Source organism: Mannheimia granulomatis (genome assembly GCF_013377255.1).
GTDB lineage: Bacteria > Pseudomonadota > Gammaproteobacteria > Enterobacterales > Pasteurellaceae > Mannheimia > Mannheimia granulomatis.
Genome location: NZ_CP016614.1, coordinates 914832 through 931764 on the forward strand (window position 1 = coordinate 914832; position 16933 = coordinate 931764).

Annotated in this window: 12 protein-coding genes; 6 read left to right on the forward strand and 6 right to left on the reverse strand. The window is 41.2% G+C overall.

Going from position 1 to position 16933, the window contains the following annotated elements; all coding sequences use genetic code 11:
• Positions 1 to 146: 146 nt before the first annotated feature.
• Positions 147 to 548, forward strand: a complete 402-nt coding sequence (locus A6B41_RS04340) for an FKBP-type peptidyl-prolyl cis-trans isomerase (protein ID WP_032847496.1) — start codon at positions 147 to 149, stop codon at positions 546 to 548.
• A 113-nt stretch (positions 549 to 661) separates the two neighbouring features.
• Here the strand turns inward: A6B41_RS04340 and A6B41_RS04345 are convergent, their stop codons facing one another.
• The 6 genes from A6B41_RS04345 to fruB form a co-directional block, all read right to left on the reverse strand.
• Positions 662 to 1516 (reverse strand): TPM domain-containing protein, encoded by an 855-nt coding sequence (locus tag A6B41_RS04345; protein ID WP_027074848.1) that lies wholly within the window; start codon positions 1514 to 1516, stop codon positions 662 to 664.
• Positions 1513 to 1971 (reverse strand): TPM domain-containing protein, encoded by a 459-nt coding sequence (locus A6B41_RS04350; RefSeq protein WP_027074847.1) that lies wholly within the window; start codon positions 1969 to 1971, stop codon positions 1513 to 1515. The genes A6B41_RS04345 and A6B41_RS04350 overlap by 4 nt, the downstream gene beginning before the upstream one ends.
• Before the next feature lie 82 nt (positions 1972 to 2053).
• Positions 2054 to 2638 (reverse strand): LemA family protein, encoded by a 585-nt coding sequence (locus A6B41_RS04355; protein WP_027074846.1) that lies wholly within the window; start codon positions 2636 to 2638, stop codon positions 2054 to 2056.
• Positions 2639 to 2807: 169 nt separating this feature from the next.
• On the reverse strand, positions 2808 to 4478 hold the full coding sequence (locus A6B41_RS04360; protein ID WP_027074845.1) for a fructose-specific PTS transporter subunit EIIC: 1671 nt from the start codon (positions 4476 to 4478) through the stop codon (positions 2808 to 2810).
• A gap of 36 nt (positions 4479 to 4514) precedes the next feature.
• Entirely contained in the window at positions 4515 to 5450 is a 936-nt protein-coding gene (gene fruK / locus A6B41_RS04365) for a 1-phosphofructokinase (RefSeq protein WP_027074844.1), read from the reverse strand.
• An 11-nt stretch (positions 5451 to 5461) separates the two neighbouring features.
• Complete coding sequence (gene fruB, locus A6B41_RS04370) at positions 5462 to 6952, reverse strand: fused PTS fructose transporter subunit IIA/HPr protein (RefSeq protein WP_027074843.1); 1491 nt, start codon at positions 6950 to 6952, stop codon at positions 5462 to 5464.
• 286 nt (positions 6953 to 7238) lie between these two features.
• On the opposite strand from fruB, the gene glgB reads away from it, so the two are divergent.
• The 5 genes from glgB to A6B41_RS04395 all read left to right on the forward strand — a co-directional run bounded on the left by glgB (position 7239) and on the right by A6B41_RS04395 (position 16931).
• A complete protein-coding gene (gene glgB, locus A6B41_RS04375) occupies positions 7239 to 9473 on the forward strand; it encodes a 1,4-alpha-glucan branching protein GlgB (RefSeq protein ID WP_050436796.1) in 2235 nt (744 codons plus the stop codon).
• A gap of 9 nt (positions 9474 to 9482) precedes the next feature.
• On the forward strand, positions 9483 to 11498 hold the full coding sequence (glgX, locus tag A6B41_RS04380; protein WP_027074842.1) for a glycogen debranching protein GlgX: 2016 nt from the start codon (positions 9483 to 9485) through the stop codon (positions 11496 to 11498).
• Entirely contained in the window at positions 11491 to 12804 is a 1314-nt protein-coding gene (glgC, locus tag A6B41_RS04385) for a glucose-1-phosphate adenylyltransferase (RefSeq protein ID WP_027074841.1), read from the forward strand. Before glgX ends, glgC begins: the two co-directional genes overlap by 8 nt.
• Positions 12805 to 12895: 91 nt before the next feature.
• Entirely contained in the window at positions 12896 to 14332 is a 1437-nt protein-coding gene (gene glgA / locus A6B41_RS04390; RefSeq protein ID WP_027074840.1) for a glycogen synthase GlgA, read from the forward strand.
• A 94-nt stretch (positions 14333 to 14426) separates the two neighbouring features.
• Positions 14427 to 16931 (forward strand): glycogen/starch/alpha-glucan phosphorylase, encoded by a 2505-nt coding sequence (locus A6B41_RS04395; protein ID WP_027074839.1) that lies wholly within the window; start codon positions 14427 to 14429, stop codon positions 16929 to 16931.
• Positions 16932 to 16933: the final 2 nt, after the last annotated feature.

A 16933-nucleotide genomic window follows, 5' to 3' on the forward strand; every position in this document is an offset into this window, starting at 1 on the left:
AATATTACAAATATCACCGCTTGTACTTTCCAAGACTTAAATAATGGGAATTTTAATATTTAGCCACATAGTAAACTTTAAATTAAAAGCATTGTCGAAAGCAACAATACTTTTGCTTTATACTCTTAAGAAGGAGATTAAATATAATGAAAATACTTGATACATTAAGTGTGGCATTATTGATAAGCACTATAAGCTTACCTGCCATGGCATTGAGCGGTTCTACTTATCACTCTACCGAGCAAGGTTTAAAATATAAAGTCATCAAAAAGAGCAATGGAAAAAGACCTGTTTTAGGGAATGAAGTGGAAATTCGCTTTACTTCTTACAGTAGCCAAGGTGAATTGTTAGAAGGGACGCTGAATAATGTTCCGGTGATTTTACCGATTAGTGAGATGTTTTCCGGCTTGCAACAAAGTTTATTGCTAATGCCTGTTGGCTCTATTTATGAATTTTATATTCCCGCTCATTTGGGGTATCAAGAAGAAGGAAAAAAAGTAAAGCAAGCTGTTAAGTACCATATTGAGTTATTAAGGATTAATCCTTAATTTTTATCACTGTTTAAAGCAAGATTGATCTGCACCCCAAAAGTTGGTTAAACAACTAACTGATTAAAGGCGCAGATTTTTATGACTAAATAAATTTATCAAGTTAGCAGGAGTTACCAACTTCCTCCTGCACCGCCACCACCGGAGGAACCTCCACCGAAGCTGTCACCGCTGCCTCGGCTTCCACCGAAACCGCCACCGAAGCCTCCGCCAAATCCACCTGAATTTCGACCGAATCCGCCTCCAAATCCGCCATTAAATCCTCCATTTCTGCGTTGGTTTTCTTTTAGTATTTGCCCTAATTGATCTATTCCGGGGCTGATGTAAGTCGTGTTTCTACGAGGGCGGAAAATAAGAAAAATCACCATAGCAGCAAATAGGAAGAATAGTAGTCCTTCAATATCTTCAAATTCTTGGGATTCTTCACCATAGCTGGCATAAGGAGCATATTCACCGTTAATGGCTGCCATAATTGCTGATAAGCCACGCGCTATACCGGCTGCATACTGTTCTTGTTTGAAGAATGGGGTAATGTCATTGCGAATGATGCTTGAGGCAATCGCATCCGGCAATACGCCTTCTAAACCACGACCGGTTGCAATAAAGAGTTTACGGTCATTTTTAGCAATTAATAGCAATATACCATTGTTCTCATTATTTTTAGTTCGGCCAATTCCCCATTTATTAAAAAGGGTATGAGCGTAGGTAGAAACTGCTTCTCCCTCGGTAGTTGGCACAATGACTACAATAATTTGTGAGCTGGTTTTGGCACGATTAGCAATTAACGCGTCTTCCAATATCCGCCATTCCTGCTGATTCAAGGTGTCTTTTGTGTAGTCTGTAATGTAATAAAACGGATTTGGCGCTTCAGGGTAGGTCACTGCCGAAGCATTCACGCTAAATAATGCTAAGCAGAGAAATAACAAGCGGTCAAAAAAGTGACGAGTTTTGCAAATGGATTTTATCATTTAATCACCACCTCATTGGAAAGTTCGTTTCGATCACTTGCTTGATAAGGGAAATAGCGGGCTAACGGGCTTTCTAGTGTTTGTATTGCATGGCAAATAGCTTGAGTGTAATCCCCTTGTTGGCAATCTATACACATTGCTTTGTAAACATCTTGCCAAAAAGCTTCACCCACTTTTTGATGAATGCCTTCATCGCCAATCACTGCTACATAATGCGGCTTAAATGAAAGATAAAGTAACACACCATTACGTTCTGCAGTTTCTCGCATATTTAATTCATCAAAGAGTTGGTTTGCACATAAAATCGCAGCATTTTCAACTTTATCAATGTTTGCTTTTTGTTCAACAACAACACGTAATTCTGCCGATGTTTGCTGTTCTAAATGCGCGATTGCTTGTTCAATAATGGCTGTATCAATAGGCAATTTATTGGAAAGAAAAGAAAATAATCCCATTTGTTCCTCTTAAAAATAAAGCAATAAGCGCTGAATTGAGAGGCTTATTGCTTTAAGTTAGGTTAATACAAGCGGTCAAATTTTAGTTAAAATTTACAACCGGTGCTTTATCCGAACCTGCTTCGGACTTAAATTGTGGTTTTGCTTTAAAGCCCATAATCATCGCAGCTAATTTAGTCGGGAATTCACGCACTTGTTTGTTGTACTCTTTCACTTTTTCGTTGAAGTTATTGCGTTCAACATTAATACGGTTTTCTGTACCTTCTAATTGAGCTTGAAGGTTTAAGAAGGCTTCGTGCACTTTTAACTCAGGGTATTTCTCAACAGAAACCAATAAGCGGGAAAGTGCAGAATTTACCCCTTGTTGCGCTTCTTGGAATTTTGCCATTTGCTCTTCGGTGGCATTGCTTGGATCAATGGTTACTGCTGTCGCTTTAGCGCGCGCTTCAATAACAGAAGTTAAAGTTTCTTTTTCAAAGTTAGCTTGACCTTTAACGGTGTTCACTAGGTTTGGAATTAAATCCGCACGGCGTTGATAAGCTGATTCAACATTTCCCCATACAGAGTTGATGTCTTCTTCTGCACGCATTAAGTCGTTATATTTCGTTAATGAATAACCACCGATTGCAACTACAGCGATCACTAAAATCCATAAAATCTTTTTCATTATTTAAGTCCTATGATGTGAAAAGAAAGTGAAAAATTGATGGCATTGTATAGTTAAAAATAAGCTATGGCTAGCGAACTTACAAAATTTTGCAGAAAAATGATCGCTTGCTGGTATTAAAAGATAAAAAAACGGAACCTAGAGGCTCCGTTTTTTTAGTTGAAATGGATTATTCCGCTTTTGGTTTGATGGTTGCGTAAACTACGCCGGTAACTAATGAACCGATTGCGATAGCTGCTAAGTACATTAATGGTTGTGATACAAACGGAATCACGAATAAACCACCGTGCGGAGCTTGTAAAGTAATGCCTAATGACATGGAAATTGCTCCGGCTGTTGCACCACCTAAGATTGAACTTACAATTACACGAATTGGGTCTGCTGCAACAAATGGTAATGCTCCTTCTGAAATAAAGCATAACCCTAAGACAAATGAAGCTTTACCGGCATCACGTTGGTTGGTATTAAATTTATTACGCGCAATCAGAGTAGCAATTGCCATACCGATTGGTGGCACCATACCGGCTGCCATAACTGCTGCCATTGGCGTGTATTGTTGTGAAGCAATTAAGCCGACGCCGAAGGTATAAGCTGCTTTGTTTACCGGACCGCCCATATCGGTACACATCATTGCCCCTAACACAATACCTAAAAATGCCGCGTTTAATTGACCCATTGTATTTAACCATTCAACCAATGAATCCATTAAGGCTTTCACTGGTGGGTTGATGATATAGATCATTGCCAAGCCGACAATCGCTGAGCCTAATAACGGTAAAATAAGGATTGGCTTGAGTGAGGTTAAGCTTGGTGGAAGTTGAATTGCACTATTTAGGAATTTAACCGTATAACCGGCTAAGAAACCGGCAACGATACCGCCTAAAATCCCTGCACCAGCGGTCGTCGCAAGCATACCGCCGATTAAGCCAACGGCTAAACCCGGACGGTCAGCAATCGAGAACGCCACATAGCCTGCGAATACGGCAATCATTAAGTGGAATGCTGCACCGCCACCAATGTCCATTAACGCTTTTGGTAAGCCACCGGCAATGCTTTCATCTTTGAATGCTTCAATACCAAACATAAAGGAAATGGCGATTAACAAACCACCAGCAACTACAAGCGGTAACATATGGGAAACACCTGTCATTAGATGTTTATACAAGCCTTTTTTCTCACCTGTTGCAGATTCGGTATTTGCCGCTTTGGTTGCTCCGCCTTCATACACTTTTGCTTGTACAAAGGCTTTTTCAAACTCTTGAGCAGTTTTCTTCAAGGCTAAGCCTGTTGAGGTACGGTACATTGGTTTGCCTTTGAATTTATCTAAATCTACATCAATATCGGCTGCAACGAAAACTAAATCAGCAGCAGCAATTTCTTCCGCAGAAATAGGATTGCCTGCACCCACTTGACCTCGGGTTTCGACTTTCACATTCCAACCTTGGGCTTTGGCGTAGTTTTCGATTGCTTCTGCCGACATAAAGGTATGAGCCACGCCAGTTGGACAGGCAGTTACAGCAACAATATTTTTTACCGCAGAGGATGCCGAGCCGGATGAGAAATCAGTTGAGAAAGTAGCACTTGCAAAAGTTTTTGCATTTTCGACCGCTTGTTTAAGGCTGGATTCAGGTTGAGCGAAGGCTTGGTCTAAATCTAAAACCGCTCCTCGTTTACCTGCCGCTTCTGCCGGAACTGCGTTATCAAATAACACCACGAAATCTGCTTGGCTGGCAGAAACTACTTGATGACCTTGCTGTTTTGCAGCCGCAGATAGCACTTCATTCACTAAGAAACGGCGAGCGTTGCCGAGTGTTTGTGGGAAAATAAAAGAAATGTTCATTTTGTATTCCTTTGTTTAAATAAAATTGTATTTTGGCTAAGAAACCACGTTAATTTGGGTGTCGTTAAAGATCTGATCTAGCGCATTGCGATCTGAAATACCGACATTGCTCTGTGATACGGCAAGGGCAGAGGTGGCCGAAGCAAAACGTAAGGTTTTTTCTTTATTCCAGCCTTGCGATAAACCGTAAATTAAGCCTGCAACCATAGAATCACCGGCTCCTACGGTACTGACTACATTTTCGCAACGAGGAGGTTGAGCTTGCAGCACGCCTTCGCTATTTAGCCAAAATGAGCCTTTTTCACCCATTGAAATCACGACATTTTCAATGCCTTGTAAACGTAAGGTTTGTGCCGCTTGAATGATTTCTTTTGCGCAGTTGAGTTCTTTACCGACAAATACTTCCAACTCACGACGGTTAGGTTTTATTAACCATGGGTGAGCTTTTAAGCCTGCCGTTAATGCTGCATTGCTGGTGTCTAATACCACTTTTAAACCTTGTTGATGGAGAGATTCCAACCAATAGGCAAATTGCTCGGGCGTAATGCCACGAGGGAGAGAACCACAAACCGCCACTAAGTCAAATTTATCTTTCCATTTAGCCGATTCGGCAATAAAGTTCTGCCAATCTTGGGCGGAAATTTCAAAGCCTAAGAAGTTCAGATCGGTGACATCCGCTTCGGTTTCAGTAATTTTGACGTTGATGCGGGTTTTGCCTTGAATACGATAAAATTCATCTTTGAGCTTATTTTGCTCGAAAGCATTCACAAAATCGCCTTGATTTTCAGCACCTAAAAAACCGGTAACAGAAAGACTTAAGCCTAAATCTGCTAATACTTTTGCTACATTAATACCTTTACCGGCAGGGTATAAGCCTAAGGTCTCAACGGTGTTCACTTCGCCAATTTCAATGCGTTTTAAACGACCGACTAAGTCAAATGCTGGGTTTAGGGTAACAGTTGCGATACGCATAATGATTCCTCTTATTCACCTAAACCTGATTCAATGGCTTTGCCGATAGCAGCAAGGGCAGCTTCGGCATCCTCACCGGTGGCAACAAAGCGTAATGTAGTGCCTTTGGTTACGCCAAGAGCCACAATTTTCATCAAACTTTTAGCACTGACAAGCGGTGAATTTTTATCAACATTTTGCACTTCGATTTTTGCATTGAATTTTTTCACTTCATTGACTAATACCGCACTTGGGCGAGCGTGCAAGCCGTGTTCATTTTTAATCACAAAACAAGCTTCTTTTTGATTTTCTGCAACGGTTGTTGCGGCTTCAGTTTGAGCTGCTGGAGCAGTATTTGAGGCAGCATATTCAATCGTATCTTCAACGCTTGGCACAAAAGAAACACTTTCACCTAAACCTTCGGCAAAGGCGTTTTGTAAGGCTTCAATGGCTTGTTGAGCATCTTCGCCTTCTGCTACAAAGCGTAAACGGTGGGCTTTGCTTGCCCCTAATGCCACCACTTTCATTGCACTTTTCGCACTCACCGGTGCAGTGCCACGATCTAAGTTTTCAACCATTATTTGTGAGCTAAAGGCTTTTGCCGTTTGTACTAAAATCGCAGACGGTCGAGCGTGCAAGCCGTTATCGTTACGAACAGTGAATGTGCCGATGACTTGATTGGCATTTGATGCCTCAGAGGTTGGTGCAGCAGTTGTAGTGTCTGTAGTTTCGCCTTTTAAAAGAGCGATTAATTGAGCGGTAGTTGCGGTTGAAAGTTGTTGGCGAACCTCTGATTTCAAGAATTGTGCTACCACAGATTGTAATTGATTCGCTGTGTCTGCCACCGTCACTAAGGTTTGACCTTGGCTATTACGAGCAAGTGCTAAACCACTGGCTTGGTTGCCTTTAGAAGAATCGACGATAAATAGATTATCACCCAAATTTAATGGGTTAGAGGAAACTACATCGCTGATAAAAGCTTGGGAAACATAACCTTGTTCTTGTAATTTGCCTGCGTTGATAGCGGATAGGGTAATCAGGCTTGAAGATTCCACATTCAATGAAATTAAGGTTTCAGATAGGACTGGAAGATTTTTGCTACCGCTGAGTACGGCAATAAATTCATCAAGATTTTGGGTTTTGGCGAGAGTGTCGGCGGCGGTTTCGTCACTTAAGACGCTGGTAAGTTGGCGAAGTAAGGCTAAGTGTTCGTCTGATTTAGCAGCAATACCGATAACAACATAGGCGATATTGCCTTCACCCCATTCAATTCCTTGCGGGAATTGGATAATTTGCACTCCAGTGTCTTTCACAAGGTGGCGAGTATCTAAAGTTCCGTGAGGAATAGCAATACCATTGCCTAAGAATGTAGAGGTTTGGGTTTCACGAGCAAGCATGCCGGTTTCATAACCTTCTGCTACATTGCCGTTTGCGACTAATTCAGCTGCAACAAGGCGGATAACCTCTTCTTTGTTGCTTGCCGAGCCATTTAAACGGATATTTTTTGCCGATAAATTAAGCATTTTAGCTCCTTCAATTCAGGTGGATTTAAATTGTAAATTTGCGGGCTAGTTTACTCTATTTTTTGCTAAACCGTTATAGCTAAATACAGATAAACATGGTTAAAAATGTGATCTAGCTCACAAATTTATAAAGTTTTTATGCTTTTGAGTTAATTGGCTAAAACGATTTAGCCATGAAAATATTTTGTGATCTGAGTCAAAAAATAGAATAAATCTACTTCTTTTATTGTTATTTAGTGGTAGAGTAGAACGTAAAATTAACGATAGCGTTAAGCAGGGAGTGCCTATGCAGTATTACAGTTATTCTGAGCAAGATTTAACTTTTATTACGCAACTATCTGAGGGATATTGCAAGGATCCTTTTTCCTATCTAGGTATTCACTCAATTGATAATGGCGTTATTATTAGAGTTTTTCTTCCTTCCGCCCTTTCTTGTCAAGTTATCGATCCGCAAGGCAAAGTTATTTCGGCTATGCAGAAAATTGATGATAAAGGTTTTTTCATTGCTGAATTGATTGGTAAAAAAATTGATTTTTCTTACCGCTTGTTGGTGCAGTATCCACACACCCAAGCTGATATTGAAGATCCTTATCGCTTCAAAACCCATATCCAAGAGTTGGATAACTGGTTGTTTACCGAAGGGAAACAGCTTCGTCCTTATGAAAAATTAGGCGCTCATCCAATTACCCAAAACGAAGTGGGAGGCGTTCACTTTAGTCTCTGGGCACCGAATGCAAAGAGGGTGTCTGTGGTGGGCGATTTTAACCAGTGGAACGGGCTTGTTCATTCTATGCGGTTCCACCCGGATTCAGGCATCTGGGATATTTTTATTCCGAATGTTACTAAAGGTGCCTGTTATAAATTTGAAATACTGGATAACAATGGCGTGTTACGCTTAAAATCCGACCCTTATGCTTTTGCATCTCAATTCCGACCCGAAACCGCATCTGTTGTATCAGGTTTACCTAGTGTGATACCTGCTGAGAAAACCTGTCGCGCAGGTAATGCAATAGATAAGCCGATTTCTATTTATGAAGTACATTTAGGTTCTTGGCGACGAAATATCGCCAATAATTACTGGTTAAGTTACGAAGAATTAGCCGATGAACTCATTCCTTATGTAAAAGATATGGGCTTTACCCATATTGAATTGCTCCCGATTTCAGAATTTCCATTTGATGGCTCTTGGGGCTATCAAACCACCGGAATTTATTCTCCAACCAGCCGTTTCGGTAGCCCTGAAGGGTTACGTCATTTTATCCAAAAAGCACATGATAAAGGCATCGGCGTGATTTTAGATTGGGTCGTCGGGCATTTTCCTGTCGATGAACATGGTTTAGTCTATTTTGACGGAACACATCTATATGAGCATTCTGATCCCAAAGAGGGGTATCACAAAGATTGGAATACCTTGATTTTTAATTATGGCAGAAATGAGGTAAATAATTATTTATCCGGTAATGCACTTTATTGGATTGAGCGTTTTGGCATTGATGCCTTGCGTGTTGATGCGGTTGCTTCCATGATTTACCGAGATTATTCCCGTGCAGATGGTGAATGGATCCCTAATAAATATGGTGGACGTGAAAATTTAGAGGCGATCGATTTTTTACGCCATACTAACAAGATTTTACGAGAGGAAAGTCATGGAGGGGCGACGATTGCAGAGGAGTCGACTTCCTTTGCCGGTGTATCGCATCCAACCGAACAAGGAGGACTTGGCTTTAACTATAAGTGGAATATGGGCTGGATGAATGATACTTTGCGCTATATGCAAAAAGATCCTATTTATCGCCGTTATCATCACAATTTAATGACCTTTGGGATGACTTACCAATATAGCGAGAAGTTTGTGCTACCGCTTTCGCATGATGAAGTGGTACATGGTAAAGGCTCACTACTGAGTAAAATGCCGGGAGATTGCTGGCAAAAATTTGCTAACTTACGGGCTTATTATGGCTATATGTGGGGCTATCCGGGTAAAAAATTACTCTTTATGGGCAATGAATTTGCACAAGGTAAAGAGTGGAATTTTGAAGAAAGCTTGAACTGGCATCTGCTTGGAGAAGACGGGGGTAAGTGGCATAAAGGTGTGTTAGGCTGGGTAAAAGCACTTAACCGTTTATATACAGAGACACCGGCACTTTTTGAGCAAGATTATTCCCCCGATGGCTTTGAATGGCTAGTAGTGGATGACTACGACAATTCTGTTTTTGCCTTTGAGCGTAAAGCAAAAAACGGCAATAGCGTGATAGTAGTCAGTAATTTTACCCCTGTTGTCCGTAAGGATTACCGGATTGGGGTGAATGAATTGGCGGAATATAAAGAGATTTTAAATTCTGATTTAGGCTGTTACTGTGGCAGTAACGTGAGCAATACTGACAGATTTGAAAGTCAATCGGTAGCATCACACGGTAAAGCTTATTCAATCAATATTACTTTACCACCGCTTTCAACTATCTTTATCACTAAGACAAAAGTGATTAAAGCAAGAAAGCCGTTAAAAAATCATAAGAAATAATAAAAGATGATGCACTATTTTAGAGGAAAGCCTTTTCCATTTGGCAGTCAGACTTCTGTACAAACGGGTAAATTTGGCACAAATTTTGCAATTTTTTCTGAAAATGCGACCGCTATAACATTGTCTGTTTTTGATGAGCATAACCAAGAACACAGTATTCCAATGTACTGCACAGAGGGTACGTGGCATGTTTTTGTGCCAGGAATCGGTACCGGCACAAAATATGGTTATCGGGTAAAAGGTGTAGTGGATGAAAATCGCGGCTTTTTGTTTAATGAAAATAAATTATTACTCGATCCTTACGCTAAAGCGATTACAGGCACACCTGATTTAAGTAGCGTTGAAGCAGCCTCATGGTATATTTGGAACGATGAGCGTGATAATGCCCATTTCGCCTCAAAATCAATTGTTGTTGATGAAAAATTTGATTGGGAACAGGATTGTCAGCTTTTTACCCCTTGGGCGGAAACCATTATTTATGAGTTGCAGGTTAAAGGCTTTAGTAAGCTGAATCCTGAGATTCCTGAAAAATTAAGAGGCACTTTTGCCGGTTTGGCACACTCGGCGTCGATCGCACATTTGAAAAAACTTGGCATTACTGCAGTGGAATTATTGCCGATTACTTACCATATCGATGAAACCCATTTGCAGAAGCAAGGTTTAGTGAATTATTGGGGCTACAACGTGTTAGGACATTTTGCGGTAGATCCGAGCTTAGCGGCAGATAAACAAAATCCGTTGCTAGAATTTAAGCAAATGGTGAAAACGCTTCATCAAGAGAATATTGAAGTGATTATGGATGTGGTGTTTAACCATACCGCAGAAAGCGATAAAAATGGTCCAATGCTGAGTTTTCGGGGGATTGATAACCACGCTTATTGGCAAAATGAGCACGGTGAATATGAGAATTGGACAGGCTGTGGCAACACATTAAATTTAACCAATCCTTATATACTTCGTTGGGCAATCGATTGCTTATGCTATTGGGTGGAGGAGTGTCATATCGATGGTTTCCGTTTTGATTTAGCTTCAATTTTAGGTAGAACACCTCATTTTTCCGAAAAAGCAGATGTTTTTAAAGCAATCAGAAGTTGTTCGAGATTAGCCCATACTAAATTGATTGCTGAGCCTTGGGATATCGGTACAGGAGGTTACCAATTAGGCAGATTTCCGGAATCCTTTTATCAATGGAACGATTGTTACCGTGATGATATGCGATGTTTATGGCTACAACAAAAAGGTAATTTAGGGTTGTTTGCTTGCCGTTTTGCCGGCAGCGATGATATTTTTTCTAAGTATACATCTTCTAAAAGCATTAATTTTATTGCCTCGCACGATGGTTTTAATCTGCAAGATTTAGTCAGCTATAACCAAAAACATAACTTGGCTAACGGCGAACAAAATCGTGACGGAGATAATGAGAATTACAGCTACAACCATGGTGTTGAGGGCGAAACCGATGATGAATCGGTAAAAAATCAGCGAGAAATGACCGCTTGTGGGCTATTGGCAACGTTATTTCTATCTGCCGGTGTGCCGATGCTGCTTGCCGGCGATGAAATGGGACATAGCCAGCAGGGTAATAATAACTGTTATTGCCAAGATAATGAAACCGCTTGGTTGGATTGGGAAAAAGCCAATCAAGCACGAATAGATTATGTAGCGGCATTAATTGCGCTACGCAAAAAAATCCCGTTACTCTCAAAACAAAATAAATGGTGGGATAGCCAATCGGTCAGTTGGCTGAATGTTTCGGCACAGTCTATGCAAGTCCATGATTGGCATAATAATGAATTAAAAGAAATAGCAATTTTATTACAGGATAAATGGTTGATTTTGGTTAATGCCAAACACCAAAAACAGCAATTTCGATTGCCTGAAGGCAACTGGACAGTGGTTTTAGGGCAAATAACAGGAACTTTGATGACAGACACGCAAGCAGTTACACTCAATGATATGGGAGTATGCGTACTTCAAAAAAGTGATGCAATTCACACAGCAACATTGGAGACACAACATGCTTAATCAAGAATCAACGGCACTAGTTGCCAGACAGGATCTGACTAACGATACTTTAGTTTTAATTTTAGCCGGTGGACGGGGTTCTCGTTTGTATGAATTGACTGATAAACGGGCAAAACCTGCAGTCTATTTTGGCGGGAGTCGCCGTATTATCGACTTCGCTTTATCGAACTGTATTAACTCTAACTTATTGAAAATTGGCGTGATCACCCAATATGCTGCTCACTCATTGTTGCGTCATTTACAACGTGGTTGGTCATTTTTACCTTATGAACGTAATCAATATATTGATATGTTGCCGGCTCGCCAACAATTAGATGAAAACACGTGGTATCGTGGCACGGCTGATGCTGTCTATCAAAATATGGCGATGATGAAATCGCACTATCGTCCGAAATATGTGGTGATCTTAGCCGGAGACCATATCTACAAAATGGACTACACCCAGATGTTAAAAGACCACGTAGATCAAGGAGCGAAATGTACTGTCGGCTGTATTGAAGTACCTCGCTCACAAGCTTCAGAATTTGGTGTGATGGCGGTAAATGAAAAATTAAAAGTCAAAGAATTTGTAGAAAAACCGGCTGATCCACCATCAATGCCGGGCAAGCCTGAATCATCGCTTGCCTCAATGGGAATCTATGTTTTTAATGCAGATTATCTCTATGAAATGCTGGAAAAAGAAGCTTCAACACCGGGAACTTCTCACGATTTCGGGAAAGATATCATCCCAAAAGCGGTAGAGCAAGGCGTGTTATATGCTCACCCATTTGAGCGTTCTTGCAAAGGACGTAACGCGAGTGGGGCAATTTATTGGCGTGATGTGGGAACAATTGATAGCTATTGGGCTGCTCACATGGATTTAGTCTCTGAGGAGCCGGAATTAGACTTATATGATGAATCTTGGCCGATTCATGGTCGCCCGCAGCAAACCGCACCGGCTCGTTTCTTCTATAATCGAGCTCGTGCCAGAACCCTAGACAACTCCCTCATTGCCGGTGGCTGTGTGATTACCGATGCAGAAATCAGTAACTCGGTACTGTTTAACCGTGTTCATGTTGAGGCAGAATCGGTGATCGAACATGCGGTGATTCTGCCACAGGTAACAATCGGGAAAAACTGTATTATCAAACGTGCAGTGATTGACCGTCATTGTGTGCTGCCTGATGGATTACAAATCGGTGTGAACTTGGAAGATGATGTGAAACATTTCCGTGTGAGTAAAGAAGGTATTGTGTTAGTTACACAAAAAATGCTGGATAAGCTTGCCGGAAAAGAGGTGTGTTCGGATATTAAATATACAATTTAAATATTGATGATATAATGCTTCGGGGTTGGAACACCCGAAGTATTGTGATTCAAGCGGTCTTTTTTTATAAAAAATTTGCAATGGTTATAAAATGAAAGTTTTACATGTTTGCTCTGAAATGTACCCTCTTATTAAAACCGGCGGGCTTGCTGATGTAATGGGGGCATTACCTTTTGCGCAACAACAAGTGGGTAATGATGTTAGAGTATTAATTCCTTACTATCCTAAAGTTACCCAAACATTGGGTGAAACAGTAGAAGTTGCCACAATCGGGACTTTTGCCGGTTTAGTAACGGTTAGATTTGCTTATTTTAATGATTTAGGTGTGTATGTAATTGATGCTCCACATCTATTTATGCGTGAGGGTAACCCTTATCACGACAGTAATTATCAAGATTATCCCGATAATTATAAACGTTTTGCTTTGTTGGGCTATATTGGTGCGCAGTTAGCACAAGGGCTAGATCATTGGTGGGGAGGCGTAGATGTTCTACACGCTCATGATTGGCAGGCAGGCCTTGCCTGTGCTTACCTAAAAAGCTGGGGAAGTTCGATAAAAAGTGTATTTACCATTCACAATATTGCTTATCTCGGGCATTTTAACGCTTTCCATTTGGCGGAGCTTGGTTTACCGTGGGCGTTTTTCCATGCTGAAGGTCTGGAGTTTTACGGTGAAATTTCCTACCTAAAAGCCGGCTTATATTTTGCCGATCGCATTACTACTGTAAGCCCGACCTATGCTCGTGAAATTACTGAAGAAATTGCCGGTGCAGGCTTGCATGGTTTATTGGCAACCCGTCAATATCAAGGTAGGTTACGTGGTATTTTAAATGGGGTAGACGGTAAGGTATGGGATCCGGAAACCGATCCAAATATTATTGCCAATTACCGCCCGAACTATATGCACGGTAAAGCGAAAAACAAAGCAGAATTGCAACGTATTTTTGGTTTACCTGAAGATAAAGAAGCTCTACTGATGGTAATGGTAACCCGTTTAACCGAGCAAAAAGGAGCGGATTTCTTATTGGCTAATATTGATACCTTAATGCAGCATAATGTGCAAATCGTAGTGCTGGGTAGTGGCTCGCCGGATTTAGAAAATGCGTTACGCTATTTCCAACATAAATATCCGAACCAAATCGGCGTGAAAATTGGTTATGATGAAGCTTTATCTCATCAAATTATTGCCGGTGGCGATCTGATTTTAGTCCCAAGTCGTTTTGAGCCTTGTGGCTTAACTCAACTTTATGGCTTGAAATACGGCACCTTACCGCTTGTTCGTCGCACCGGTGGCTTAGCCGATACGGTATTGGATAGCCATAAAGAAAGCATTGAAAACCGCACGGCAACAGGTTTTGTGTTTGATTATCCAGATGCATCTGCATTTTTAGATGCTGCCATGCGAGCCATTAGCTTATGGCAGAAACAGAAATTATGGTCAAGTGTTCGCCAAAATGCGTTAGCACAAGATTTTGGTTGGACAAAAGTGGCAGAGCAGTATCAAAATTTATATCACGAAATTATTTAATTTAGATTTACATCGCAACAAGCGGTCATATTGGCAAAAAATCTTGCAAATTTGACCGCTTGTAATTGTATAAAAAGTGAGAGGAATGTATCAAATGGGCAGTCAGTCATTAAGTCCTGAAATGATTAAAAATGTCAAAAATGCCATTTTACACAAAATGGTTTTTGCATTAGGGGTGGAGCCTCGTGATGCAAGCAAACGCAATTGGCTAAATGCTACACTTCGAGTGGTGCGTGATTTATCTACCGAAGATTGGTTACAAACCCGCCGTAGCCAAGTGGCGAATGGAAGTCGTCGAGTCTATTATCTTTCAATGGAATTTTTGATGGGGCGGACTTTCAGTAATGCGATGATTTCAGAAGGAGTTTATGAGCTTGTTGGTGCTGCGTTAAAAGAGTTAGGGCAAGATCTGGAAGCGATAATTAATGAAGAGGGCGATCCGGGCTTAGGTAATGGTGGTTTGGGGCGTTTGGCAGCGTGCTATATGGATAGTTTGGCTACGATGAAGATTCCGGCTATCGGTTACGGCATTCAATATGAATATGGAATGTTCCGTCAAGAAATTCGCAACGGCGAGCAAGTTGAGCAGCCTGATGAATGGTTGGAAAATGAATTTGTATGGCCATATCTACGTTCGAGTAAGCGTTTTCCTGTGCGTTTTGGCGGCAAAACATGGCGTGAAGGCAAAAAAGTAGTTTGGCAGCCGGAAGAAGAGATTACTGCACAAGCTCATGACCAATTAATTCCAGGCTTTGAAACCACATCAACCAACAGCTTACGTTTATGGTCTGCTCACGCATCTGGTAAAGGTTTTGGTTTATCTGATTTCAACCGTGGTGACTATTTTGCGGCAATGGTAAAACAAAACAGCTCGGAAGATGTTTCCCGTGTGCTTTACCCGGATGATTCCACCTATAACGGCCGTGAGTTACGTTTACGCCAAGAATATTTCCTTTGCTCGGCATCGGTGCAAGATATTGTCCGCCGTCACGAAGCGGAGTTCGGCTCTTGCATCAACTTAGCCGATAAAGTAGCGATTCACTTAAACGATACTCACCCAACCCTTGCCGTGCCTGAATTAATGCGCATCTTAATTGACGAAAAAGGCTATTCTTGGGAACAAGCGTGGGCGATGACACACAAAATTTTCTTCTACACCAACCACACTTTAATGAGCGAAGCGTTAGAAACTTGGTCGGTGGAGATGTTAGGTCGCATTTTACCTCGTCATTTAGAGATTATTTTTGACATCAACGAACATTTCTTAGAGCAAGTTCGCAGCCAATTTCCGGATGATAACGATATTATCTCTCGTGTCTCATTAATTGATGAGCAAGGCGATCGTCGTGTGCGTATGGCTTGGCTTGCGGTTGTGGCTTCAACAAAAGTAAACGGTGTGGCGAAAATTCACTCAGATTTAATGGTTGAATCAATTTTTGCTGACTTCTCCCGCATTTTCCCGAACCGTTTCACTAACGTAACGAACGGGGTAACGCCTCGCCGTTGGATCAAAATTGCTAACCCGGGACTCGCGAATATTTTAGATAAACATATTGGTGATAAATGGCTGACTGATTTAAGCGAGCTTGAGAAATTCAATGTGTTTGTGGACGATGCGGACGTGCAAGCAGAAATTGCGGCAGTGAAAACTGAGAATAAACGCCGCTTGGCAAAATATGTGGAAGAAACCCAAGGTATTAAATTAAATCCGGATGCGATTTTTGATGTGCAAGTTAAGCGTATCCACAAATACAAACGCCAACAAATGAATGTGTTACACATTATCACATTGTATAACCGCATTTTGAAAAATCCGGGTGCTGATTGGACTCCACGAGTATTCATCTTTGCCGGCAAAGCGGCAAGTGCCTACTATGCAGCAAAAAAAGTGATCCGCTTAATCAATGATGTGGCAAATGTGGTGAATAACGACCCTCGCATTAATGATTTAATCAAAGTAGTCTTTATCCCGAACTACGGTGTATCTCTAGCTCAAATGATTATTCCGGCAGCGGATGTCTCTGAGCAGATTTCACTTGCCGGTACTGAAGCATCAGGTACCTCTAATATGAAATTTGCTCTCAATGGTGCTTTAACCATTGGTACACTAGATGGGGCAAACGTCGAAATTTTAGAGTGTGTAGGTAAAGAGAATATCTTTATTTTCGGTAACGAAGTCGAGCAAGTGGAAGAACTTCGCCGCAACGGCTATTCGCCATATCATTACTACGAAAAAGACAGTGAGTTGAATGAAGCGATTTCACAAATCTTAAACGGCAAATTCTCACCGGAAGATCCGTACCGTTACCAAGATTTAATCTTAAATTCAGGCGACTACTACCAAGCCTGTGCAGATTATCGCAGCTATGTAGAAGCTCAAGAAAAAGTGGTTCAAGCTTACCGTAATAAGAAAGCGTGGACACGTTCTGCAATCATCAATATTGCGAATATGGGTTACTTCTCATCAGACCGCTCAGTAATGGATTACGCACAAAATATCTGGAAAATCGAGCCGATGAGTGAAGAACAGCTAAAAGGCGATTCGACCTTTGATAGTATTCTAGAGAGTTCAAATAAACTATTGAATTTAAAGAAATAATG

Excerpts from the sequence above, each read along its gene's own strand:
- A6B41_RS04340 (WP_032847496.1), top strand. The coding sequence starts at position 147 with ATGAAAATACTTGATACATTAAGTGTGGCATTATTGATAAGCACTATA.
- A6B41_RS04345 (WP_027074848.1), bottom strand. The coding sequence starts at position 1,516 with ATGATAAAATCCATTTGCAAAACTCGTCACTTTTTTGACCGCTTGTTA.
- A6B41_RS04350 (WP_027074847.1), bottom strand. The coding sequence starts at position 1,971 with ATGGGATTATTTTCTTTTCTTTCCAATAAATTGCCTATTGATACAGCC.
- A6B41_RS04355 (WP_027074846.1), bottom strand. The coding sequence starts at position 2,638 with ATGAAAAAGATTTTATGGATTTTAGTGATCGCTGTAGTTGCAATCGGT.
- A6B41_RS04360 (WP_027074845.1), bottom strand. The coding sequence starts at position 4,478 with ATGAACATTTCTTTTATTTTCCCACAAACACTCGGCAACGCTCGCCGT.
- fruK (WP_027074844.1), bottom strand. The coding sequence starts at position 5,450 with ATGCGTATCGCAACTGTTACCCTAAACCCAGCATTTGACTTAGTCGGT.
- fruB (WP_027074843.1), bottom strand. The coding sequence starts at position 6,952 with ATGCTTAATTTATCGGCAAAAAATATCCGTTTAAATGGCTCGGCAAGC.
- glgB (WP_050436796.1), top strand. The coding sequence starts at position 7,239 with ATGCAGTATTACAGTTATTCTGAGCAAGATTTAACTTTTATTACGCAA.
- glgX (WP_027074842.1), top strand. The coding sequence starts at position 9,483 with ATGCACTATTTTAGAGGAAAGCCTTTTCCATTTGGCAGTCAGACTTCT.
- glgC (WP_027074841.1), top strand. The coding sequence starts at position 11,491 with ATGCTTAATCAAGAATCAACGGCACTAGTTGCCAGACAGGATCTGACT.
- glgA (WP_027074840.1), top strand. The coding sequence starts at position 12,896 with ATGAAAGTTTTACATGTTTGCTCTGAAATGTACCCTCTTATTAAAACC.
- A6B41_RS04395 (WP_027074839.1), top strand. The coding sequence starts at position 14,427 with ATGGGCAGTCAGTCATTAAGTCCTGAAATGATTAAAAATGTCAAAAAT.